Origin of the sequence: Nocardia aurea (genome assembly GCF_003123685.1) — a bacterium.
Taxonomy (GTDB): Bacteria; Actinomycetota; Actinomycetes; order Mycobacteriales; family Mycobacteriaceae; genus Nocardia; species Nocardia aurea.
In genome coordinates this window covers 41,392-56,693 of sequence record NZ_QCYJ01000091.1, presented here as the reverse complement: position 1 = coordinate 56,693, position 15,302 = coordinate 41,392, and the positions used below count along the sequence as shown (strand labels likewise).

Below are 15,302 nucleotides of genomic sequence, written 5' to 3'. Positions count from 1 at the left end.
TGTGCTCCGGGGCGCGGCGTGGCGCGGGCGCGGGTCGACAGGGAGTCGGGTCCGGTCCAGCCGTCCGTGGTGTTCGGAAATTCTGTCGGTCACGGGCGATACCGTGCGGGCGTATATCGGCTCGAGCACGGAGATCGGAAGTGTCGTCGCATGGGTATGGTCGTATCGTTCACCGCGGTGACGGAAGCGCAACTCGCGCGACTGGTCGCGGAACCGGAGTCGGCGTGGGAACTGCTGCACGAGAGCGACTCCGGTGAGTGCGAACTCAGCGGATACATCGACAAGGCATGGGCCGGACTGGACTATCTGTTCACGCGGGCCGGGGTCGGCATCGATCTGTTCTTCGACGGGGAAGCGCTCGGCGCGGACGGGGAGCTCTTCGCGTGGTCGCCGTCGCTGGTGAGTGCCACCGCGGTGACATTGAAGTCCACACCGTTCGCCACGCTCGCCGCGCATTTCGACGCCGTCGACATGGATGAACGCGATATCTATCCGCCGGTCTGGAAACGCGACGGCGACGAAATCGGCCTGGGCTACCTGGGGGAGAACTACAAAGAGCTGGTCATGTTCTTCGTGCACGCCGCGAAATCTGGGTCGGGGGCGGTGATGAGTTTCGGCTGAGCGCCCGGATCGGTGCCCGACTGTCGGCCGCCGCGTCGGCGAAGCGGCGGGCCAGGTCCGCGAACGCGGCGGTGAGTTCGGCCGGACCGACGATCTCGAAATCGGCGTCGAACCTGGCGATTTCGGCTGCCAGACCGGGCCAGGACCACGAGCCGAGGACCATCCGGCAGCGGTGCGGGCCGAGTTCCTCGACGACGGCCTCGCGGGAGAATTCCAGGACGGTGCACGCGGGCAGTTCGAGGATCACCTCACCGAGGCACGGCCAGTCACCCGCGCCGTCGGACCCCTTGAATCTGCCGGTCACGAATGCGGCGACATCCCCACCCGGCACCTCGCGCGGGGTGAAACGCGGGCCGGTGGGAACGCGCGGCACGATCCGGTCCGCGCGGAAGATACGCCAGTCGTCGCGATCGAGATCCCACGCGAGCAGATACCAGCGACCATCCCGGGTGAGAACGCGATGGGGTTCCACTCGACGCGGTGCTGCCGTCTGGTGGCCGTCCGCGCGTGTCGTCGACACGGGGGTGTATTCGAAACGCAGCACTTCGCGGGCTCGGACCGCCGCGTTCACCGCCATCAGCACGGTAGCGTCGGCCCGCGAGTCGGACGGGCGAGGCACGGTCGCGAAGTGGACCGCGTCGATGCGGTGGCGCAACCGCGCGGGCATGACCTGTCGTACCGTCTCCAGCGCCCGGGCCGCGGCTTCCTCGATACCGGCGCCGCTCACCGCCGCGGTCCCGAGGGCGACGGCGAGGGCGACGGCCTGTTCGTCGTCGAACAGCAGCGGCGGGAGTTCCGTTCCCGCCGCGAGCCGGTACCCGCCGTCCGGGCCTTTGCTCGCCACGATCGGGTAGCCGAGTTCGCGCAGCCGGTCCACATCGCGGCGCACGGTGCGCGGACTGATGTCGAGACGTTCGGCCAGCAACGCGCCCGGCCAGTCACGGCGCAGTTGGAGCAGTGAGAGCAGCGACAGCAGTCGCGCGGACGTCTTCGGCACATCTCCGATACTGCCCCGAGTAGCGGACACATCCTGGCCTCTTCCGCTGCGAGCGTGGTCCCGTGTCGCCGCGACGGCGACACGGGCCGGTGATCACGCCGGGAAATATCCCTTCGACGACAGGAATCGATGATGTCCGTCACCACCACCACACACCTCAACTTCCGCGGTGATGCCAGGGCCGCGCTCGAGTTCTACCGGTCCGTTTTCGGCGGCGACCTCGCCGCAGTCACCTACGGGGACGCGGGCGCGGCCGAGGACGGCCCAGAAGCGGTACAGGTGATGTGGGGTCAAGTGCTGGCCGACAACGGCTTTCACGTCATGGCCTACGACGTTCCTTCGGCGATGCCCTACGACCAGGGCGTGAATTCGGTGTTCGTCTCGGTGCGCGGCGACACCGTCGAGGAGGTCACCGAGTACTGGAAAGGGCTGTCCGAGGAAGCCACCGTCGTCGTCCCGATCGGTCCGGCACAGTGGGCGCCCGCCTACGGAATGCTGAAGGACCGCTTCGGCGTCGTCTGGGTTCTCGACGTCGCGAGCTGATCGACGGCACGGCTGTTCCGCCGCGACGGGACCTCGGATCCGGCGTCCCGCCGCGGCGAACCAGCCGAGGTCGTAGATCCCGTCGCCGAGGCTCCGCAGCCCGCCATCGTTCCCGGCACTGCCATTTCACCTACCGGTCCGCGAACCGTCACGAACCGGACAGTGATGATCACCCGGTGTTCGCCCGGAGCCCGAAAAAGATCCGGCTTGCTCACGGCGCGCGCGTGTGGGCCATCACGCGGGATACCGGCGCGGGCGAGCTGCCCGGGGAATCCCGCGCGGAGCGGAACTCGAGCTACAGTCAGCCTCTGCACGGTGGATGACGCGCTTGTTCCGGTACCGGAGGGGTACGCGCCGCATCGAAGAGGTAGTGAACTGAGAGGTATGCGGTGAAGGACCGGTCGGGGGATGCGGTTCGGCGGTTGCGGGCACGCGGGCGGGATGTCCTCGACCGGATCGGGCCGAAATTTTCCGAACAGCGCGTGATCGCCGAGGCCACGCAATACTGGTCGGCGCGCGCGGATCGGGCCTGGGAAGGTAACTCCCATTGGCGCGATGGCATCCCCGACCAGTGGGAACAGGTCGGGCGTGACCATTTCGCCCTGTTCGGCAAACTGGCGCGGGTGCTGGACCGGGAACCGACGATCGGCACGGTCGTGGAGTGGGGATCGGGCGGCGGCGCGAACGCCGTCGCCTTCGCGCCGCACGCGGATCGTTTCATCGCCGTCGACGTCGTGCAGGCCAGCCTGGACGAATGCGAGAGCCGTACCCGGGCGGTGTGCGAGACACCGTTCCTGCCGGTCCTGATCGACGTCGCCGCTCCCGAGGAGGCCATCGAACGGATCGGCCCGGGATCGTGCGACCTGTTCCTGTGCCTGTACGTGATCGAGTTGCTGCCCTCGCAGGAGTACGCGCGCCGCATCCTCGACATCGCCGCGGAACTGCTCGGTCCCTCCGGGGTGATGTTCGTGCAGATCAAATACCGCGACAACGCCGACCGCGCACCGCACAAACGCAATTACGCCCGAAATCTGGCATCGCAGACCATCTTTCCGATCGACGCGTTCTGGCAGGTGGCGGTCGCGCACGGCTTCGAACCCGAAGTGGTGTCGCTGGTGCCGCAGAACGACCTGGACCACAACTACGCGTACGTGCTCCTCACGCCGTCGAAACAGGACCGCGGATAGGTCGATCGACCGATGCGACGGGACGGGGCCGACGTACACCATTGGTGACACGGTCTCCATAAACGCTCACCGAGGCTCGAAGACGCAATGCGAATTGCGGACAGCCTTGCCCGCCAACACTTCCGACAGACCGTGCTCGACTGCGCGCCGCGCAGGATTGTCGCATCGATCGAAGGAATCTCATGTCTCGTCAACTTCGGTACGGCGCCCGTCGTCGTACCGTCGGCGTCCTCGCGGGTGTCGCCGCCATCGCGTTCGCGACCGTCGGCGGCCCCGCGCTGCCGGTCGCGGGCGCGTCCAGCCACCGCGAAGCGCCCCTCGTCGCCGCCGATCCGGCGGTGGACAACACCGATGTGTACGCGTTCGTCAGTCCCGACAAACCGGATACGGTGACGATCGTCGCCAACTGGTTCGGGCTCCAGGAGCCCAACGGCGGACCGAACTTCTATCCCTGGGCCACCGACGCCAACTACGACATCAATATCGACAACGACGGCAACGGCAAGCCGAATCTCAGTTACCGCGTCAACTTCACCACCGACGATCGGCGCGGTGGCACCACCTTCCTCTACAACAACGGCCCGGTGACCGGTCTCGACGACGAGAATCTGCTGTTCCGGCAGAATTACACGGTGTCGGTCAGCCAGGGCGCCGACGACTGGCGTCCGATCGCGCACGGCCGAGTGGCGCCGTCCTACACCGGGCAGGCGTCGATGCCCGACTACGACGCGCTGCGCAAACAGGCGACGACGAGTCTGCCGGGCGGCGGAACCGCCTACGTCGGCGCCGCCGAGGATCCGTTCTTCCTCGATCTGCGGGTGTTCGACCTGCTCTACGGCGGGGATCTGTCCGAGGTCGGCACCGACACACTGGCCGCGTCCAACGTCAACACCGTGGTGCTGCAAGTACCGAAAAGCGATCTCGCGCTGCGCAACGACGCGACCCGCAATCCGGTGATCGGCGTGTGGAGCGACACCGAGCGCAAAACACTGCAACTCACCCCCGGCGCGGCCACATCGGTCGGCGAGTTCGTGCAGGTGTCGCGACTGGGCAACCCGCTCGTGAACGAGGTGGTCGTCCCGGTGGCGCTGAAGGACGCCTTCAACAGCCTGTCGCCGAGCAAGGACGCGACCATTCCCGAAGTGGTCCGCCGGGTCACCGATCCCGAACTGCCGACATTGATCGAGGCGCTCTACAAGGTGCCCGCGCCCGCGGGCCCGCGTAACGACCTGGTGGAGATCTTCCTCACCGGAATCGCGAAGAAGGCGCCGACATTGGACGGCAGCGCGCCGCCCATCCAGGCGGATCTGAACTCGCAGATCCTCAACGCCGACGTGCAGGCCTCGACGTTCCAGCCCTCGGAGATGCTGCGGTTGAACATGTCGGTGCCGGTGACGGCGAAGCCGAATCGGCTGGGGGTGGTCGGCGGGGATCTCCAGGGATTCCCCAACGGTCGTCGCTTGAGCGACGACGTCGTCGATATCGCCTTGCAGGCCATGGTCGGCGCGGCCCAGGCCGGTAAACCGGTCGAGGCGCTGGCCGCGGGGGACAAGGTGGACGCCAACGACACGTCGTTCTCCGGAAGTTTCCCGTATGTCGCGCTGCCGTCACCGGGCAAGACCACCGGTGGCAAGGCCGTCGGCCAGACCTCGTCGACGGCCGACACGACGAACACCTCCGTCGCGATGCCGCAGAGCGGGGACGACGACACGTCGGCCGTGCTGCTCGTCGCCGCCGGGGTCGGTGTGGGCGTCCTCGTCGCGGGTGGCGGACTGCTGCTGATCCGCCGCCGGTCGCGTCGGGCGCCGAGTCCGTCGTCGAACGGCTGATCCCCGTGCGGGCGGTGACATCGAGCCGATGTCACCGCCCGCACCTCTCCGTACCCCTGCCACTCGAGGACCCGTGATGTCCGAAAATCTCTTTCGCGTCTTCCGCACCCCTCTGCTCGTCCTGCTGGTGCTCACCGGGCTGACCGCCGCCGCCGTCGGTGTCACCGCCGCGTGGCCGGACGTTTCCCCGACGGTCGAGACCATCGCCGACCCGAGTGCACCCCTGCGCGCGGAGATCACGCGGGCGAGACAACAATTGGATCGGGTCCCGGACAATACGACCGGTTGGGCAGTGCTCGGCGCCGCCTACGTCGAACTGGCGCGGATCACCGCGAATCCGGAGCACTACGGCGCGGCCCAACGCGCCCTGGACCGTTCGCTCGAGCTGAAACCACAGGACAATGCCGACGCGCTCATCGGGTTCGGCGCGCTCGCCAACGCCCTGCACGATTTCACGGCCGCGCGTGACTACGGTGCGCGGGCGCTCGCGCTGCGACCGAGCAGCGCCGACGCCCACGGTGTCCTGATCGACGCGCTGACCCAACTCGGCGAGGCCGACGCCGCGACGGCGGCGGTCCAGCGGATGCTCGACCTGCGACCGGGCGTGCCGTCGTTCACCCGCGCCGCCTACGACCTGGAACTGCACGGCCGGACCGACGACGCCGCGGCGGCACTGCGCATGGCGCTCACCGCGGCGACCACCGCCGACCAGATCGCCTTCTGCCGTTACCACCTCGGCGAACTCGCGTTCGACACCGGAGACCTGGATCGGGCCGAAAGCGAGTACCGCGCGGGTCTTCTGGCGTCCCCGGACAACGTGGCGCTGCGCCGAGGGACGGCCAGGGGCACCGCGGCTCGCGGGGATCTCGACGGGGCCGTCGAACAGTACGAAGCGCTGACCGCCGCCGCGCCCGTGCCCGAATACCTGATCGAGAAGGGCGAACTGCTCGAAGCGGCGCGCCGTCCGGAGGAGGCGGCCGCCGTCTTCCGGGAGATCTCCGAGCGGTTCCGTCGACTCGAGGAACAGGGCGTGACCGAATATATCGACGCCGCCCACCTCGCGGCCGAACACGGCGATCCCGCCGAGGCGGTGCGGTTCGCGGAACTGGAGTTCGGTCGCAGGCAGAGCGTGATCACCTCGGATGTGCTCGCGTGGTCGCTGCACAAGGCGGGCCGCGACGCCGAGGCGATCGGCTACGCGGACCGGGCGTCGGCGCTCGGGTGGCGCAACGCGTCGCTGGCCTATCACCGAGGCATGATCCTGGCGGCTCTCGGCCGGGCGGATCAGGCCGCCGCCGCGCTGACCTCCGCACTGGAGATCAACCCGCATTTCTCGCCGCTGCACGCACCCCGCGCCAGGCAGGCCCTGGCGGCACTGGCCGGGCGCTGAGCTCGGCCGTCCAACGGGCTTGACAGCCAGCGTGATTCGGGCCGAGCCCGCCCGCGATACGGTAGGGAGGTGACTGGCGCTTCTCCCCATCTCGACACCGGTAGCGAGCATCGGGGGTCGGCTGGGTCGGGCGGTGTCCCACCCGCGTCCATCCGGGTCACCGAGGTGCTGGCCGCGCTGTCGCTGACGACCGATCTCGCCACCGGAGCCCCGTTCGAGAAGGGGCTGGCGACCTGTCTGGTGGCGACCGCGCTGGCCGAGCGGATCGGCATGGATCAGTCCGACCGGCGCGTCGTCTTCCAGGCCGCCCTGCTCGGCGCGATCGGCTGCACCAGCCGGGCCTCGGAGAACGCCGCGTCCTTCGCCGACGACATCGCCTTCCAGCGGGCCTATCACGTGCTCGACCCCGGCGACGCCCCGGTCTACGCCGCCCAGCTGGCGCAGTTCGGCTCCTGGGCGCCGGGTTTCCAGCCTTTGGTGCGTGAACGCCTCGAGGAGATGACGCCCGAGCAGGGTTCGGCGGCGGTCCGCTCGGTGTGCGAGGTCAGCCGAGCCCTCGGACCCCGGCTCGGCCTGCCGGACGCCGCGGTGCTCGCGCTCACCGAGGTCAAGGAACGCTGGGACGGTCTGGGAAAGCCCGAACATATCGGGGGAGAGAGTATTTCGCTGCCCGGCCGGATCGTGCATGTCGCCGAGCAGGCGGTGCTCGCCGCGACGGACCTGGGCAGGCGCGGCGCGGTCGACGAACTGCGGCGGCGCGCGGGCGGACATCTCGATCCGGATCTGGTCGACGCGTTCGCCGCGGGCGAGATCTGGGACTGTCTCGATGTGCCGGACGCGCTCGCCGCCGTCATGCGCGCCGAGCCCGGTGTGCCGGTGTACATCCGACCCGCCGAACGGCTGGAGCTGTGTACGGCGCTCGCCGTCGTCGTCGATCTGAAAGGCCGCTGGCTGCTGGGGCATTCGGCGCACGTCGCGGGCCTCGCGCACGGCGCGGCGAACCTGTCCGGGCTCGGCGCGGCCGATATCGACACCCTCAGCGCCGCGGCCATGCTGCACGATATCGGCCGGGTCGGTGTGTCGTCGGCGATCTGGGATCGCCCCGGACCGCTCGGCGCGGGGGAGTGGGAGCGCGTCCGGCTGCACACGTACTGGACCGATCGGGTACTGCAACGGTGCCCCGGCCTGGCGGATCTGCGTGAGATCGCCTCGGGTCACCACGAATGTCTCGACGGCAGCGGATATCACCGAGGCGTGCGCGGCCACGATCTGTCCAAATCCGCCCGAATCCTCGCCGCCGCCGATGTTTTCGCGGCCCTCACCGAAGCCCGGCCGTACCGTCCCGCCCATTCGCCCGACGCCGCGGCCGGAATCCTGATGTCGGCGGCGACGACGGGGCGGCTGGACACGGCGGCCTGCGCCGCGGTCGTGGAAGCCGCGGGCCTGCGGAAACCGCGGACCGAATATCCCTGCGGCCTCACCGAACGCGAGGTGGAGGTGCTCCGACTCGCCGCCCGCGGCCTCTCGAACCGCCTGATCGCGGCCGAACTCGTACTGTCCGAACGTACTGTGGGCCACCATCTCGCCCACATCTACGACAAGACCGGCCGCCGCACCCGCGCGGGCGCCGCCGTCTTCGCGATGGAACACGGTCTGATGCCGGAGTGATCCGCCGTCGCCGGACCTCGCACGCCGGTAGTATGCGAACAGGATCCCCGAGGCGATACGAGCACCTCGGGGATCCTGTCGTTCACTCCGCTCGAGCGCGCCGTCGCACCGCCAGCAGCACCAGACCCGCGAGCACCGCGACCGTCACCACGCCGACGATCACCATCGTGTAGTCCGAGTCGTCCTCGGCCGCCGGTGCCGCCTCGGTGACCGGTGCGGGTTCGGGGCTACCGAAGGTCAACGGAACCGCGGCCAGAATGGCGGTGGGATCGGTCAGGCTGGTCACGGCGATGGCGCACGCGCCCGCCGCACTCGTGCAGTCCACGCCGCCGACATCGGCGGCCAGGGTGATCGATGTGCTGCCGCCGTTGGATTTCCACACCCCCGCCGCATCGGCGCTACCCATCAACGCGGTCGGCAGGTTGCAGTCGGTCGGCGCTTTGACCAGTGGTTTGCACTGTCCGACGGCCACCATCGGCAGATTCGCGGGCAGCCCGTCGAGCGTGACGGTGACCGATCGGCCGACCGCGACTCCGGTAGGTGATTCGACCTGTAGGGCGGGATCGGCCGCGGCCACCGGACTCGTCGCGAGCAGGCCCGCGCCGAGCAGTACGGCCGCGCCCACGCGTAATCGCGTCGTCGTCATATCGCGCCTATCCGAAACTCAACGGAACGGTCGCCATCATGGCGGACGGATTGTTGAGCGCGGTGACGGCGACGATGCAGGCGCCCTCGAACGCGGTGCAGTCCACGCCGCCGATACTGGCCGCGAGAGTGATGGCGGTCCCGGAATTGGAGGTCCAGTTGCCCGCGTCGTCGGCTTTACCGAGCAGGGTGCCCGGCAGATTGCAATCGGCCGGTCCCGAGACCTGCGCCTTGCACTGGCCGATCGCCACCGAACCCTGGATCCCCTCGATTCCGCTCAGCGACACATACACCGCCTGCCCCGGCGAGACCCCGGCGGTCTGACTGACCGACAGATACGGGCTCGCCGTGGCGACACCCGTCGCGCCGAATGCCGCGGCGCAGGTGAGCGCCGCGATGGCGCCGAACCGGATTCGCGTGAATGTCATTTCTCCTCCTGGATTATTCTCTGATTCGCGGGAATGGTCAGCGCCAGGCCCGTGATGATCACCAGCAGTGCCGCGGTGGCGAACCACAGTGGTGTCGACGGGCCGGACAAGTCTTCGACGGCGGCCGTGCTCGCGGCTACCGGCGTCTGCACGGTGCCGCCGTGGAATCGCGTTCCGGCGAATCCGATGAGTACGACAGCGGAGTTGGCGGCGAGAATGGATTCCGGCTCGCTGCCCGGCAGTGGCGCGGCCGCGATGACGCATTGCCGCTGGGCGCAGTCGATATCGCGGAATTTGGATCGTGCGGTGAGCGTCAGTTCCGGAAACGTTCCGTCGGCGGCGATATTGACGAAGGTCGCGCCGCCCTCCAGATCGCAATCGGTGAGCCCGTTGGTGTAGCCCTGCTTGCAGAGCCCGACCGCGACGGCGGCGAGTCCGGGCCGGAAGCCGCTGCCTCGGACGGTGATCCGCTGACCTTCGGTCACACCGTCCTCGGTCCCGACGTGCAGGGTCGCGGTGTCGGAGGGCGCGGCGTGGCCGACCGCGGGCGCGGCGACGAGGCCCGCTGCGAGCAGAGGCGCGAACACGGCGCGGCGCAGCGCGGTGCGCGTGGAGGTGGTCACGGGTGGTCTCCTTCCGGAACGGCGGACTGCGTGCGAGGTTTCGACGTCACGACCGACCCGGCGGTGACCGATGCGGGGGTGACCGACCCGGCGGCGACCGATGCGGCGGCGACTGATGTAGCGACGATCGATGCGGCGACGATCGCCAGGACGGGAACGACGGTCAGCGTGAGCGCCGTCCCCGCGCCGACTATCGCGCCCAGTGCCTCGGCGACCGCGAGCCCGGCGACAGCGCCGAGCCCGCCCGCGCACACGGCGAGGGCGGTCGGCCGGACGGCGCGGGGATCGGTGGACCGGTCCAGTTCGAGTGCCGCGCGCGCGGCGGCCGCCACGGTGACCGCGAGTCCGATCGCGAGGGTCGACGGTCCGGGGGCGAGGGCGACCAGCAACGGCCCTCCGGCCGCGACGACCAGGATCAGCGCCACCGAGACCTGTCGCAGCGGCAGGAGGACGGCCACCAGGGCCGCGACCGCCGCCGCGCCCACGACGGGCATCTGATCCACCCCGACGACTTCCCAGCGGAACAGCAAGAGATGCAGTGCGGGAGTGAAACTCACGCCGAGAGCCAGACCGGCGGCGGCGTAGCCGAGCAGGACCGGACCCGCCGTCGTGCCGCCGGTGCCGGGCGTGGCCGTCGCGGGGGTCATGGCCAGCGGAATCGCGAGCACGCCGAGTCCGGCGGCCACGACCCCGGCCACCATCAGCCCCGACATCGGGTCGTCGTAGGACAGTCGCGCCAGCGTGGCAGCGGCGAGCAGGCCGAGCCAGGTCAGCGCGTGCCTGGTGGTGCGCGCATTCGCGCCGAGCGCGCCGAAGGCCGTTCGGCCGGTGGTGTAGGCGATACCGGTGAGCGCGCCCGCGGCCAGCGTCGCCGCGGTGAAGAGGATCGGTTCGGAGGCGACCGCGACCAGGATCAGCGCCGCCCCCGCGCCGATACCCGACCACGCGCCCGCGCGGGCGGCGGTGTGGCGAACCAGTCTCGGTACGGCGAGGGCGGTGAGACATCCGAGCAGCGCCGCCGTCACCACGACATATCCGACAACCGCGCCCGGGATATCGAGGACGCCGCCGATCGGTTTGGACATCAGGATCAACTGCCCGCCGCCCACCGGTCCCGTGACGGCCGCCCCCGCGGCGAGTGCCCACGCGAGCAGCGTGTCGCCTCGGGGGGCCGCGGGATCGGTGGCCGACGCCGAGGCGCGCGCGGTCGAGTCGATCGACGGCCGGACAATGCTGTGGTCGGTCACCTTGCCTCCTGACATGTTCCGCTATGAGAAACGCAGTTTCGGAATGGGCTCAATTGAATCGGTGGCGGAGCGAGAGTGTCAAGGTGCGAAACGTCCCGAAACACGAACGTTTCATCGGATTTCGGGACCGGCGTGACGCAGCCGACAGGCATCGATCGGTCCGTCTGGAGAAACGGCCGTTTCCCTTGTAGCGTGGCGTTCGATCGCGTTGCTTCGATGCCGGGCCGCCGCGTCCGGCGCTGTGGAAGGAGTCGCGATGTTCTCCGTCGCACTGGTTGTGCTGTCCCTCGTCGAAGTCGCGACACTGGTCGCGCTCGGACGACCGGGCGCGGGTGTGCGCCGCCGCCTGTTGATCTGGGCGGTCGGCCTCGGATGTGCCTACGATTCGGCGATATTCGGGCTCGGGTCCGTGGTGGGAGCCGGGCAGGCGCTCGAGACGGCGAGTTGGTTCCGGTTCCTCGGTCACGCGGTGCTGACCCCGTTGCTCGTCGTCTGGGCCGCGTGGAAATACGCGGACCGACCGGGGATTCGCCGCGGCGCGGTGGCGGTGACCGCGTCGCTGATCGCCTGGGGCCTCGCCGTCGACGTGTGGGGTCTGCGGCTGACGGTGCGTACCTGGGCGGACACGCTGCGTTACGCCCCAGAGGAGGCCGCCGTCCCGCTTCCCGCCCTGATCGTCGTGGTCGTTCTGATCGCGGCGGGGGTGATCGGATGGCGACGTGACGGCGATACCGCGTTGCTGATCGGCGCGCTGGTGATGTTCGTGGCGGCCGGTGCCGGGGCCGCCGCGCCACCGCTGGGCAATCTGGGGGAGGCCGTGCTGCTCGGCGCGATCGTGGTGGCCGAACGCGGCGATTCCCTGCGCCGCACCGCTGATTCGGCCGGTCGGCGCGAGGTGTGACACCGAGCCACGCCGACCGGTTCGCGGCGGAACCGTTCGATCAGTACGGGCGCAGGATCTGCGCGCCCGGCGCCGCGGCCACCCGGCGGAAACTCTCGTCCGGGTAGAACTCCGAGGTGGGGGTGCCCGACAGGTAGTCGTCGGCCCAGCCGATGGCGAGTGCGTCCAGTTCGGCCACGTTGGAGGTCTGGGGCTCGCCGCACAGCAGCGTGCCGAGCAGGTCCGAGCTGCTGCCCTCGGCGTCGGTGTGCACGCCGCCGGTCAGGCGGACGCCGAGGAACGGGCGGTGCAGATACTGCTGCATCGACATCGTTCCCGTCCCGAGGTTGTTGCACGCCGACGGCGCCGCGGAGATCGCCTGGATGGGCAGCGAGGTGGTATCGAGATTGATCAACGACGGATCGGTGTTGTTGTCGATGAACGATTTCACCGGGTCGAGCAGGATCAGGCCGCGCAGACCCGACCAGGCCTCGGGGTAGGTGGTGCGCAGGCGGTCGGCGACATAGGTGACCGCCTCCGCGCCCGCCGAATGACCCACGAAGACCATCTGCCGTGGCATCGCGACAGGTGCGCGCCCGATGCGCGCGGCGGCCTCGGTCAGACTCGCGCCGAGTGTGCTCGCCGGATCACCGGAGGTGCCGAACAGTCCGGCGACATTGTCGAGAAAACCTCGATTGCCGGTCAGGTTCTGCAAAGTGCAGCCGTTGAGATCCATGAAGGGCAGCGCCGGGGTGAAGACCAGGTAGCCGGCCTCGGCGAAACGCGTCGCCAGATCCGCGACATTGGCGTTGCTGCGGGCGAAGCCGTGTTGCAGCCACACGAGGCCGCGGGGCTGACCGGACGGGAAATACCAGTCCGACGACTGGTGCAGGACCGCCGACCCGCACGGGATGTCGACCGATTGGGCGGTGTGGGTGACGGACTCGGCGTGCGCGAGCGCCGGAGCGAAGAAGGCCGCTCCGGCGACCGCGGTCGCGGTGATCACGGTGGGTAGTCGAAAACTCATTCTGGCGCTCCTGCGATGACCGGTATGTTTCCTCGAGCGAAATGGCGTTTCTCGACCAATTAGCGGTCACGACCGGCCCCGTGTCAATGGCGGGAAAAGTGATCGACATCGCCTCCGACCTGCCGTGATATGGCCGATTCCGGGCAGAGTTTGCGTCGCGGAAACCGTGTCGGCACATTCGCCGGAAGCGGTGGCGCTTTCCGGCGTCCGTGCGAGGCGGTCCGGGTCGGCGCGCGCGCCGCGACCCGGGCCCGTTACCCGGTGATGATCTGCCGTCTCAGCGCCGATTCGCCTGTCGTCGCAGAATATCGCGGCCCGCGATGATCGGAAGATCGAGGAATGTCCGGATTCCCGGAGCCGCCGCGCACACCGGAGCGATCGCGTGCACCGCGTGCATGGCGGTGCCGAGGCAGCCCTGATCGACCTCGTCCTCGCCGTGGGTGGCGATCTCGGCTTCGAGCACCATGGACGGCACCCCTTCGACGGTCACCTTCCAGCCGCGCCCGGTCGGCCAGTCCGGCGCCTGGTCGGGCCGCATCCTGGTGATGTGCTCGACGGTCAGCATCGGCCTGCCGTCGATGATCGCGGTGTAGGAGAACCGTTGCGCCGACACCGTTCCCGCCTCGATCGGTCCGGCCTTGGTCTCGAACGGTTCGTCCGCCACCGCGACGCGGCGGTCGAAGACGAAATCGTCGATGGTCGCGCCGAGGCCCTCGGCGAGCAACATCAGCGGCGCGCGGAACGCGGTGCCCGCGACGATCGGATCGGCCATCAGCACCGGTTCGTCCGGATGCTTCCCGAAACCCATGATGCCGACGACCATATCGGTGCTGTCGTAGGTCGAGTAGTCCAGAAGTTCCTGTACCAGAATGGAATCCGTGCGGTACAGCAGCGGGGACAGGGTCAGTGGCAGTACCTCGGCCGCCCATCCCGGCTCGATACCGGTGCCGTGGAACGACGACGCGCCCTCGGCACACGCGCGTTCGAGTCGGTCGACGACCTCCTGCCCGAGACTGAGGGGGTAGATCAGCCCGGTCACCGCGGTGGACACCACGTTCTTCCCGGAGGCGAGCAGTCGGCAGATGTCCTCGACGGCGCCCATCGGATTCATCTCGCCCTGCGGCATGTACAGGACGCAGTCGGCGTCCAGCGCGAGGATTTCCTCGATATCGTGGGTCGCGACGACGCCGACGGGGCCGATTCCGGCGATCTCCCCGACGTCGCGGCCCGCTTTCGCCTCGCTGTAGGCGTACGCGCCGACAAGTTCGAGGTCCGGCAGATCGTGGACGGCGGCGACCGCGTGCCGTCCGACCGACCCCGTCGCCCATTGAATCGTTCGCAGCACCGCATCGCTCCTCACATCGCGCCCGAGGTATTTCGCTGTCGACCATACTGTATTTGAAACAGTATGTGCGGCGATCAGCGAAACGCGATATCCGGTGCTTTTCGTCTCGTTCTCAGTAGTCCCGCAACAGTGTTCCCGCGCCCTCGACCCGGTCCAGGATTCCGTTGTCGCGTAATGCCATCCACCAGGTCGCGGCATTGATGGCGATCACCGGTTTGCCCAGCCAACGTTCGGCTTCGTCGGCCAAGCCGACCATCGACAGATTGGTGCCGCACTGCACGATCGCGTCGATGTTCTCGCCGTCGACCCGGAGTATCGCCGAGCGCAACACGTCCTCGGTGACATGGGCGATCGATACCGCGGTCGGACACCGCAACCCCTCGATGGCGGCCACCTCGAAGCCGAGTTCGCCGAAGAACCGCACCACATTGGCGTCGCCGACGGGCTGATAGGGCGTCACCACCCCGATCCGGCGCGCGCCGAACAGTTCGAGCGCGCGACGGCACGCCTCCGCGCCGGTGGCGACCTCGAGCCCGGTCAGGCCCCCGATCTGTTCGACGAACCGCTTGTTGCCCTCCACCCCCTCCCAGAAGGTCTCCGCGGACATGCCCATCACCATGTAATCGGGCTCGCAGGTCAGCACCCGCTCGCAGGTCGCCTCCATCTCGGCGCGGATCTGGTCGAGCAGGCGGCCCATGCCCTCGTCGTCGTCCATATTCTGGTCGCGGATGTGGATGCGCCCGAAATGGGCGGTGACTCCCGGCACGCCCATCCGGGCGAAATCCGGTTCGACCACGGTATTGGTCGACGGGGCGAGTACGCCGAACTTGCGGCGCCAGCCCAGCACGTCGGGCATGGTTGTCTCCTCTGTT

15 protein-coding genes are annotated in these 15,302 nt (G+C 68.9%); 7 read left to right on the top strand and 8 right to left on the bottom strand.

Going from position 1 to position 15,302, the window contains the following annotated elements; translation table 11 throughout:
* Nucleotides 1-150: 150 nt before the first annotated feature.
* Nucleotides 151-621 (top strand): YfbM family protein, encoded by a 471-nt coding sequence (locus tag DAT37_RS19020; protein ID WP_109526150.1) that lies wholly within the window; start codon nucleotides 151-153, stop codon nucleotides 619-621.
* Here DAT37_RS19020 and DAT37_RS19015 read toward each other — a convergent pair.
* Entirely contained in the window at nucleotides 563-1,618 is a 1,056-nt protein-coding gene (locus DAT37_RS19015; protein WP_109526149.1) for a helix-turn-helix transcriptional regulator, read from the bottom strand. The two genes, DAT37_RS19020 and DAT37_RS19015, sit on opposite strands and share 59 nt — an antisense overlap.
* Before the next feature lie 132 nt (nucleotides 1,619-1,750).
* On the opposite strand from DAT37_RS19015, the gene DAT37_RS19010 reads away from it, so the two are divergent.
* From DAT37_RS19010 to DAT37_RS46070, 5 genes are all read left to right on the top strand, one after another.
* Nucleotides 1,751-2,161, top strand: coding sequence for a VOC family protein (locus tag DAT37_RS19010; RefSeq protein WP_109526192.1), 411 nt, complete (start codon nucleotides 1,751-1,753; stop codon nucleotides 2,159-2,161).
* 389 nt (nucleotides 2,162-2,550) lie between these two features.
* Nucleotides 2,551-3,348: a class I SAM-dependent methyltransferase gene (locus DAT37_RS19005; RefSeq protein WP_109526148.1), complete on the top strand. Its 798-nt coding sequence runs from the start codon at nucleotides 2,551-2,553 to the stop codon at nucleotides 3,346-3,348.
* A gap of 182 nt (nucleotides 3,349-3,530) precedes the next feature.
* Nucleotides 3,531-5,177 (top strand): DUF4331 domain-containing protein, encoded by a 1,647-nt coding sequence (locus DAT37_RS19000; protein WP_109526147.1) that lies wholly within the window; start codon nucleotides 3,531-3,533, stop codon nucleotides 5,175-5,177.
* Nucleotides 5,178-5,253: 76 nt separating this feature from the next.
* Entirely contained in the window at nucleotides 5,254-6,567 is a 1,314-nt protein-coding gene (locus DAT37_RS18995) for a tetratricopeptide repeat protein (RefSeq protein WP_198654341.1), read from the top strand.
* A gap of 69 nt (nucleotides 6,568-6,636) precedes the next feature.
* Nucleotides 6,637-8,235: an HD domain-containing phosphohydrolase gene (locus tag DAT37_RS46070; protein ID WP_157978551.1), complete on the top strand. Its 1,599-nt coding sequence runs from the start codon at nucleotides 6,637-6,639 to the stop codon at nucleotides 8,233-8,235.
* A gap of 82 nt (nucleotides 8,236-8,317) precedes the next feature.
* On the opposite strand, the gene DAT37_RS18985 is transcribed toward DAT37_RS46070, so the two are convergent.
* From DAT37_RS18985 to DAT37_RS44160, 4 genes are read right to left on the bottom strand one after another with little or no spacing between them, the layout of a single operon-like run.
* The gene (locus DAT37_RS18985) at nucleotides 8,318-8,881 is read right to left on the bottom strand and encodes a neocarzinostatin apoprotein domain-containing protein (RefSeq protein WP_109526144.1); all 564 of its coding nucleotides are present in this window, start codon (nucleotides 8,879-8,881) and stop codon (nucleotides 8,318-8,320) included.
* 7 nt (nucleotides 8,882-8,888) lie between these two features.
* Nucleotides 8,889-9,308: a neocarzinostatin apoprotein domain-containing protein gene (locus DAT37_RS44165; protein WP_157978550.1), complete on the bottom strand. Its 420-nt coding sequence runs from the start codon at nucleotides 9,306-9,308 to the stop codon at nucleotides 8,889-8,891.
* Nucleotides 9,305-9,931 carry a neocarzinostatin apoprotein domain-containing protein gene (locus DAT37_RS18975; RefSeq protein ID WP_157978549.1) on the bottom strand — a complete coding sequence of 209 codons (627 nt, stop codon included), beginning with the start codon at nucleotides 9,929-9,931 and terminating at the stop codon, nucleotides 9,305-9,307. Before DAT37_RS18975 ends, DAT37_RS44165 begins: the two co-directional genes overlap by 4 nt.
* Nucleotides 9,928-11,178 carry a hypothetical protein gene (locus DAT37_RS44160; protein ID WP_157978548.1) on the bottom strand — a complete coding sequence of 417 codons (1,251 nt, stop codon included), beginning with the start codon at nucleotides 11,176-11,178 and terminating at the stop codon, nucleotides 9,928-9,930. Before DAT37_RS44160 ends, DAT37_RS18975 begins: the two co-directional genes overlap by 4 nt.
* 256 nt (nucleotides 11,179-11,434) lie before the next feature.
* Between DAT37_RS44160 and DAT37_RS18970 the strand changes: the two genes are divergently transcribed.
* Entirely contained in the window at nucleotides 11,435-12,079 is a 645-nt protein-coding gene (locus DAT37_RS18970; protein ID WP_157978547.1) for a hypothetical protein, read from the top strand.
* 40 nt (nucleotides 12,080-12,119) lie between these two features.
* Here the strand turns inward: DAT37_RS18970 and DAT37_RS18965 are convergent, their stop codons facing one another.
* From DAT37_RS18965 to DAT37_RS18950, 3 genes are all read right to left on the bottom strand, one after another.
* On the bottom strand, nucleotides 12,120-13,085 hold the full coding sequence (locus DAT37_RS18965) for an alpha/beta fold hydrolase (RefSeq protein WP_157978546.1): 966 nt from the start codon (nucleotides 13,083-13,085) through the stop codon (nucleotides 12,120-12,122).
* Nucleotides 13,086-13,362: 277 nt separating this feature from the next.
* Nucleotides 13,363-14,430 carry an NAD(P)H-dependent amine dehydrogenase family protein gene (locus DAT37_RS18955; RefSeq protein ID WP_232839851.1) on the bottom strand — a complete coding sequence of 356 codons (1,068 nt, stop codon included), beginning with the start codon at nucleotides 14,428-14,430 and terminating at the stop codon, nucleotides 13,363-13,365.
* 112 nt (nucleotides 14,431-14,542) lie between these two features.
* Entirely contained in the window at nucleotides 14,543-15,286 is a 744-nt protein-coding gene (locus DAT37_RS18950) for a maleate cis-trans isomerase family protein (RefSeq protein WP_109526137.1), read from the bottom strand.
* Nucleotides 15,287-15,302: the final 16 nt, after the last annotated feature.

Coding starts and splice junctions, on each gene's coding strand:
- DAT37_RS19020 (WP_109526150.1), top strand. CDS start 151: ATGGGTATGGTCGTATCGTTCACCGCGGTGACGGAAGCGCAACTCGCG.
- DAT37_RS19010 (WP_109526192.1), top strand. CDS start 1,751: ATGTCCGTCACCACCACCACACACCTCAACTTCCGCGGTGATGCCAGG.
- DAT37_RS19000 (WP_109526147.1), top strand. CDS start 3,531: ATGTCTCGTCAACTTCGGTACGGCGCCCGTCGTCGTACCGTCGGCGTC.
- DAT37_RS18995 (WP_198654341.1), top strand. CDS start 5,254: ATGTCCGAAAATCTCTTTCGCGTCTTCCGCACCCCTCTGCTCGTCCTG.
- DAT37_RS18985 (WP_109526144.1), bottom strand. CDS start 8,881: ATGACGACGACGCGATTACGCGTGGGCGCGGCCGTACTGCTCGGCGCG.
- DAT37_RS44165 (WP_157978550.1), bottom strand. CDS start 9,308: ATGACATTCACGCGAATCCGGTTCGGCGCCATCGCGGCGCTCACCTGC.
- DAT37_RS18970 (WP_157978547.1), top strand. CDS start 11,435: ATGTTCTCCGTCGCACTGGTTGTGCTGTCCCTCGTCGAAGTCGCGACA.
- DAT37_RS18965 (WP_157978546.1), bottom strand. CDS start 13,085: ATGAGTTTTCGACTACCCACCGTGATCACCGCGACCGCGGTCGCCGGA.
- DAT37_RS18950 (WP_109526137.1), bottom strand. CDS start 15,286: ATGCCCGACGTGCTGGGCTGGCGCCGCAAGTTCGGCGTACTCGCCCCG.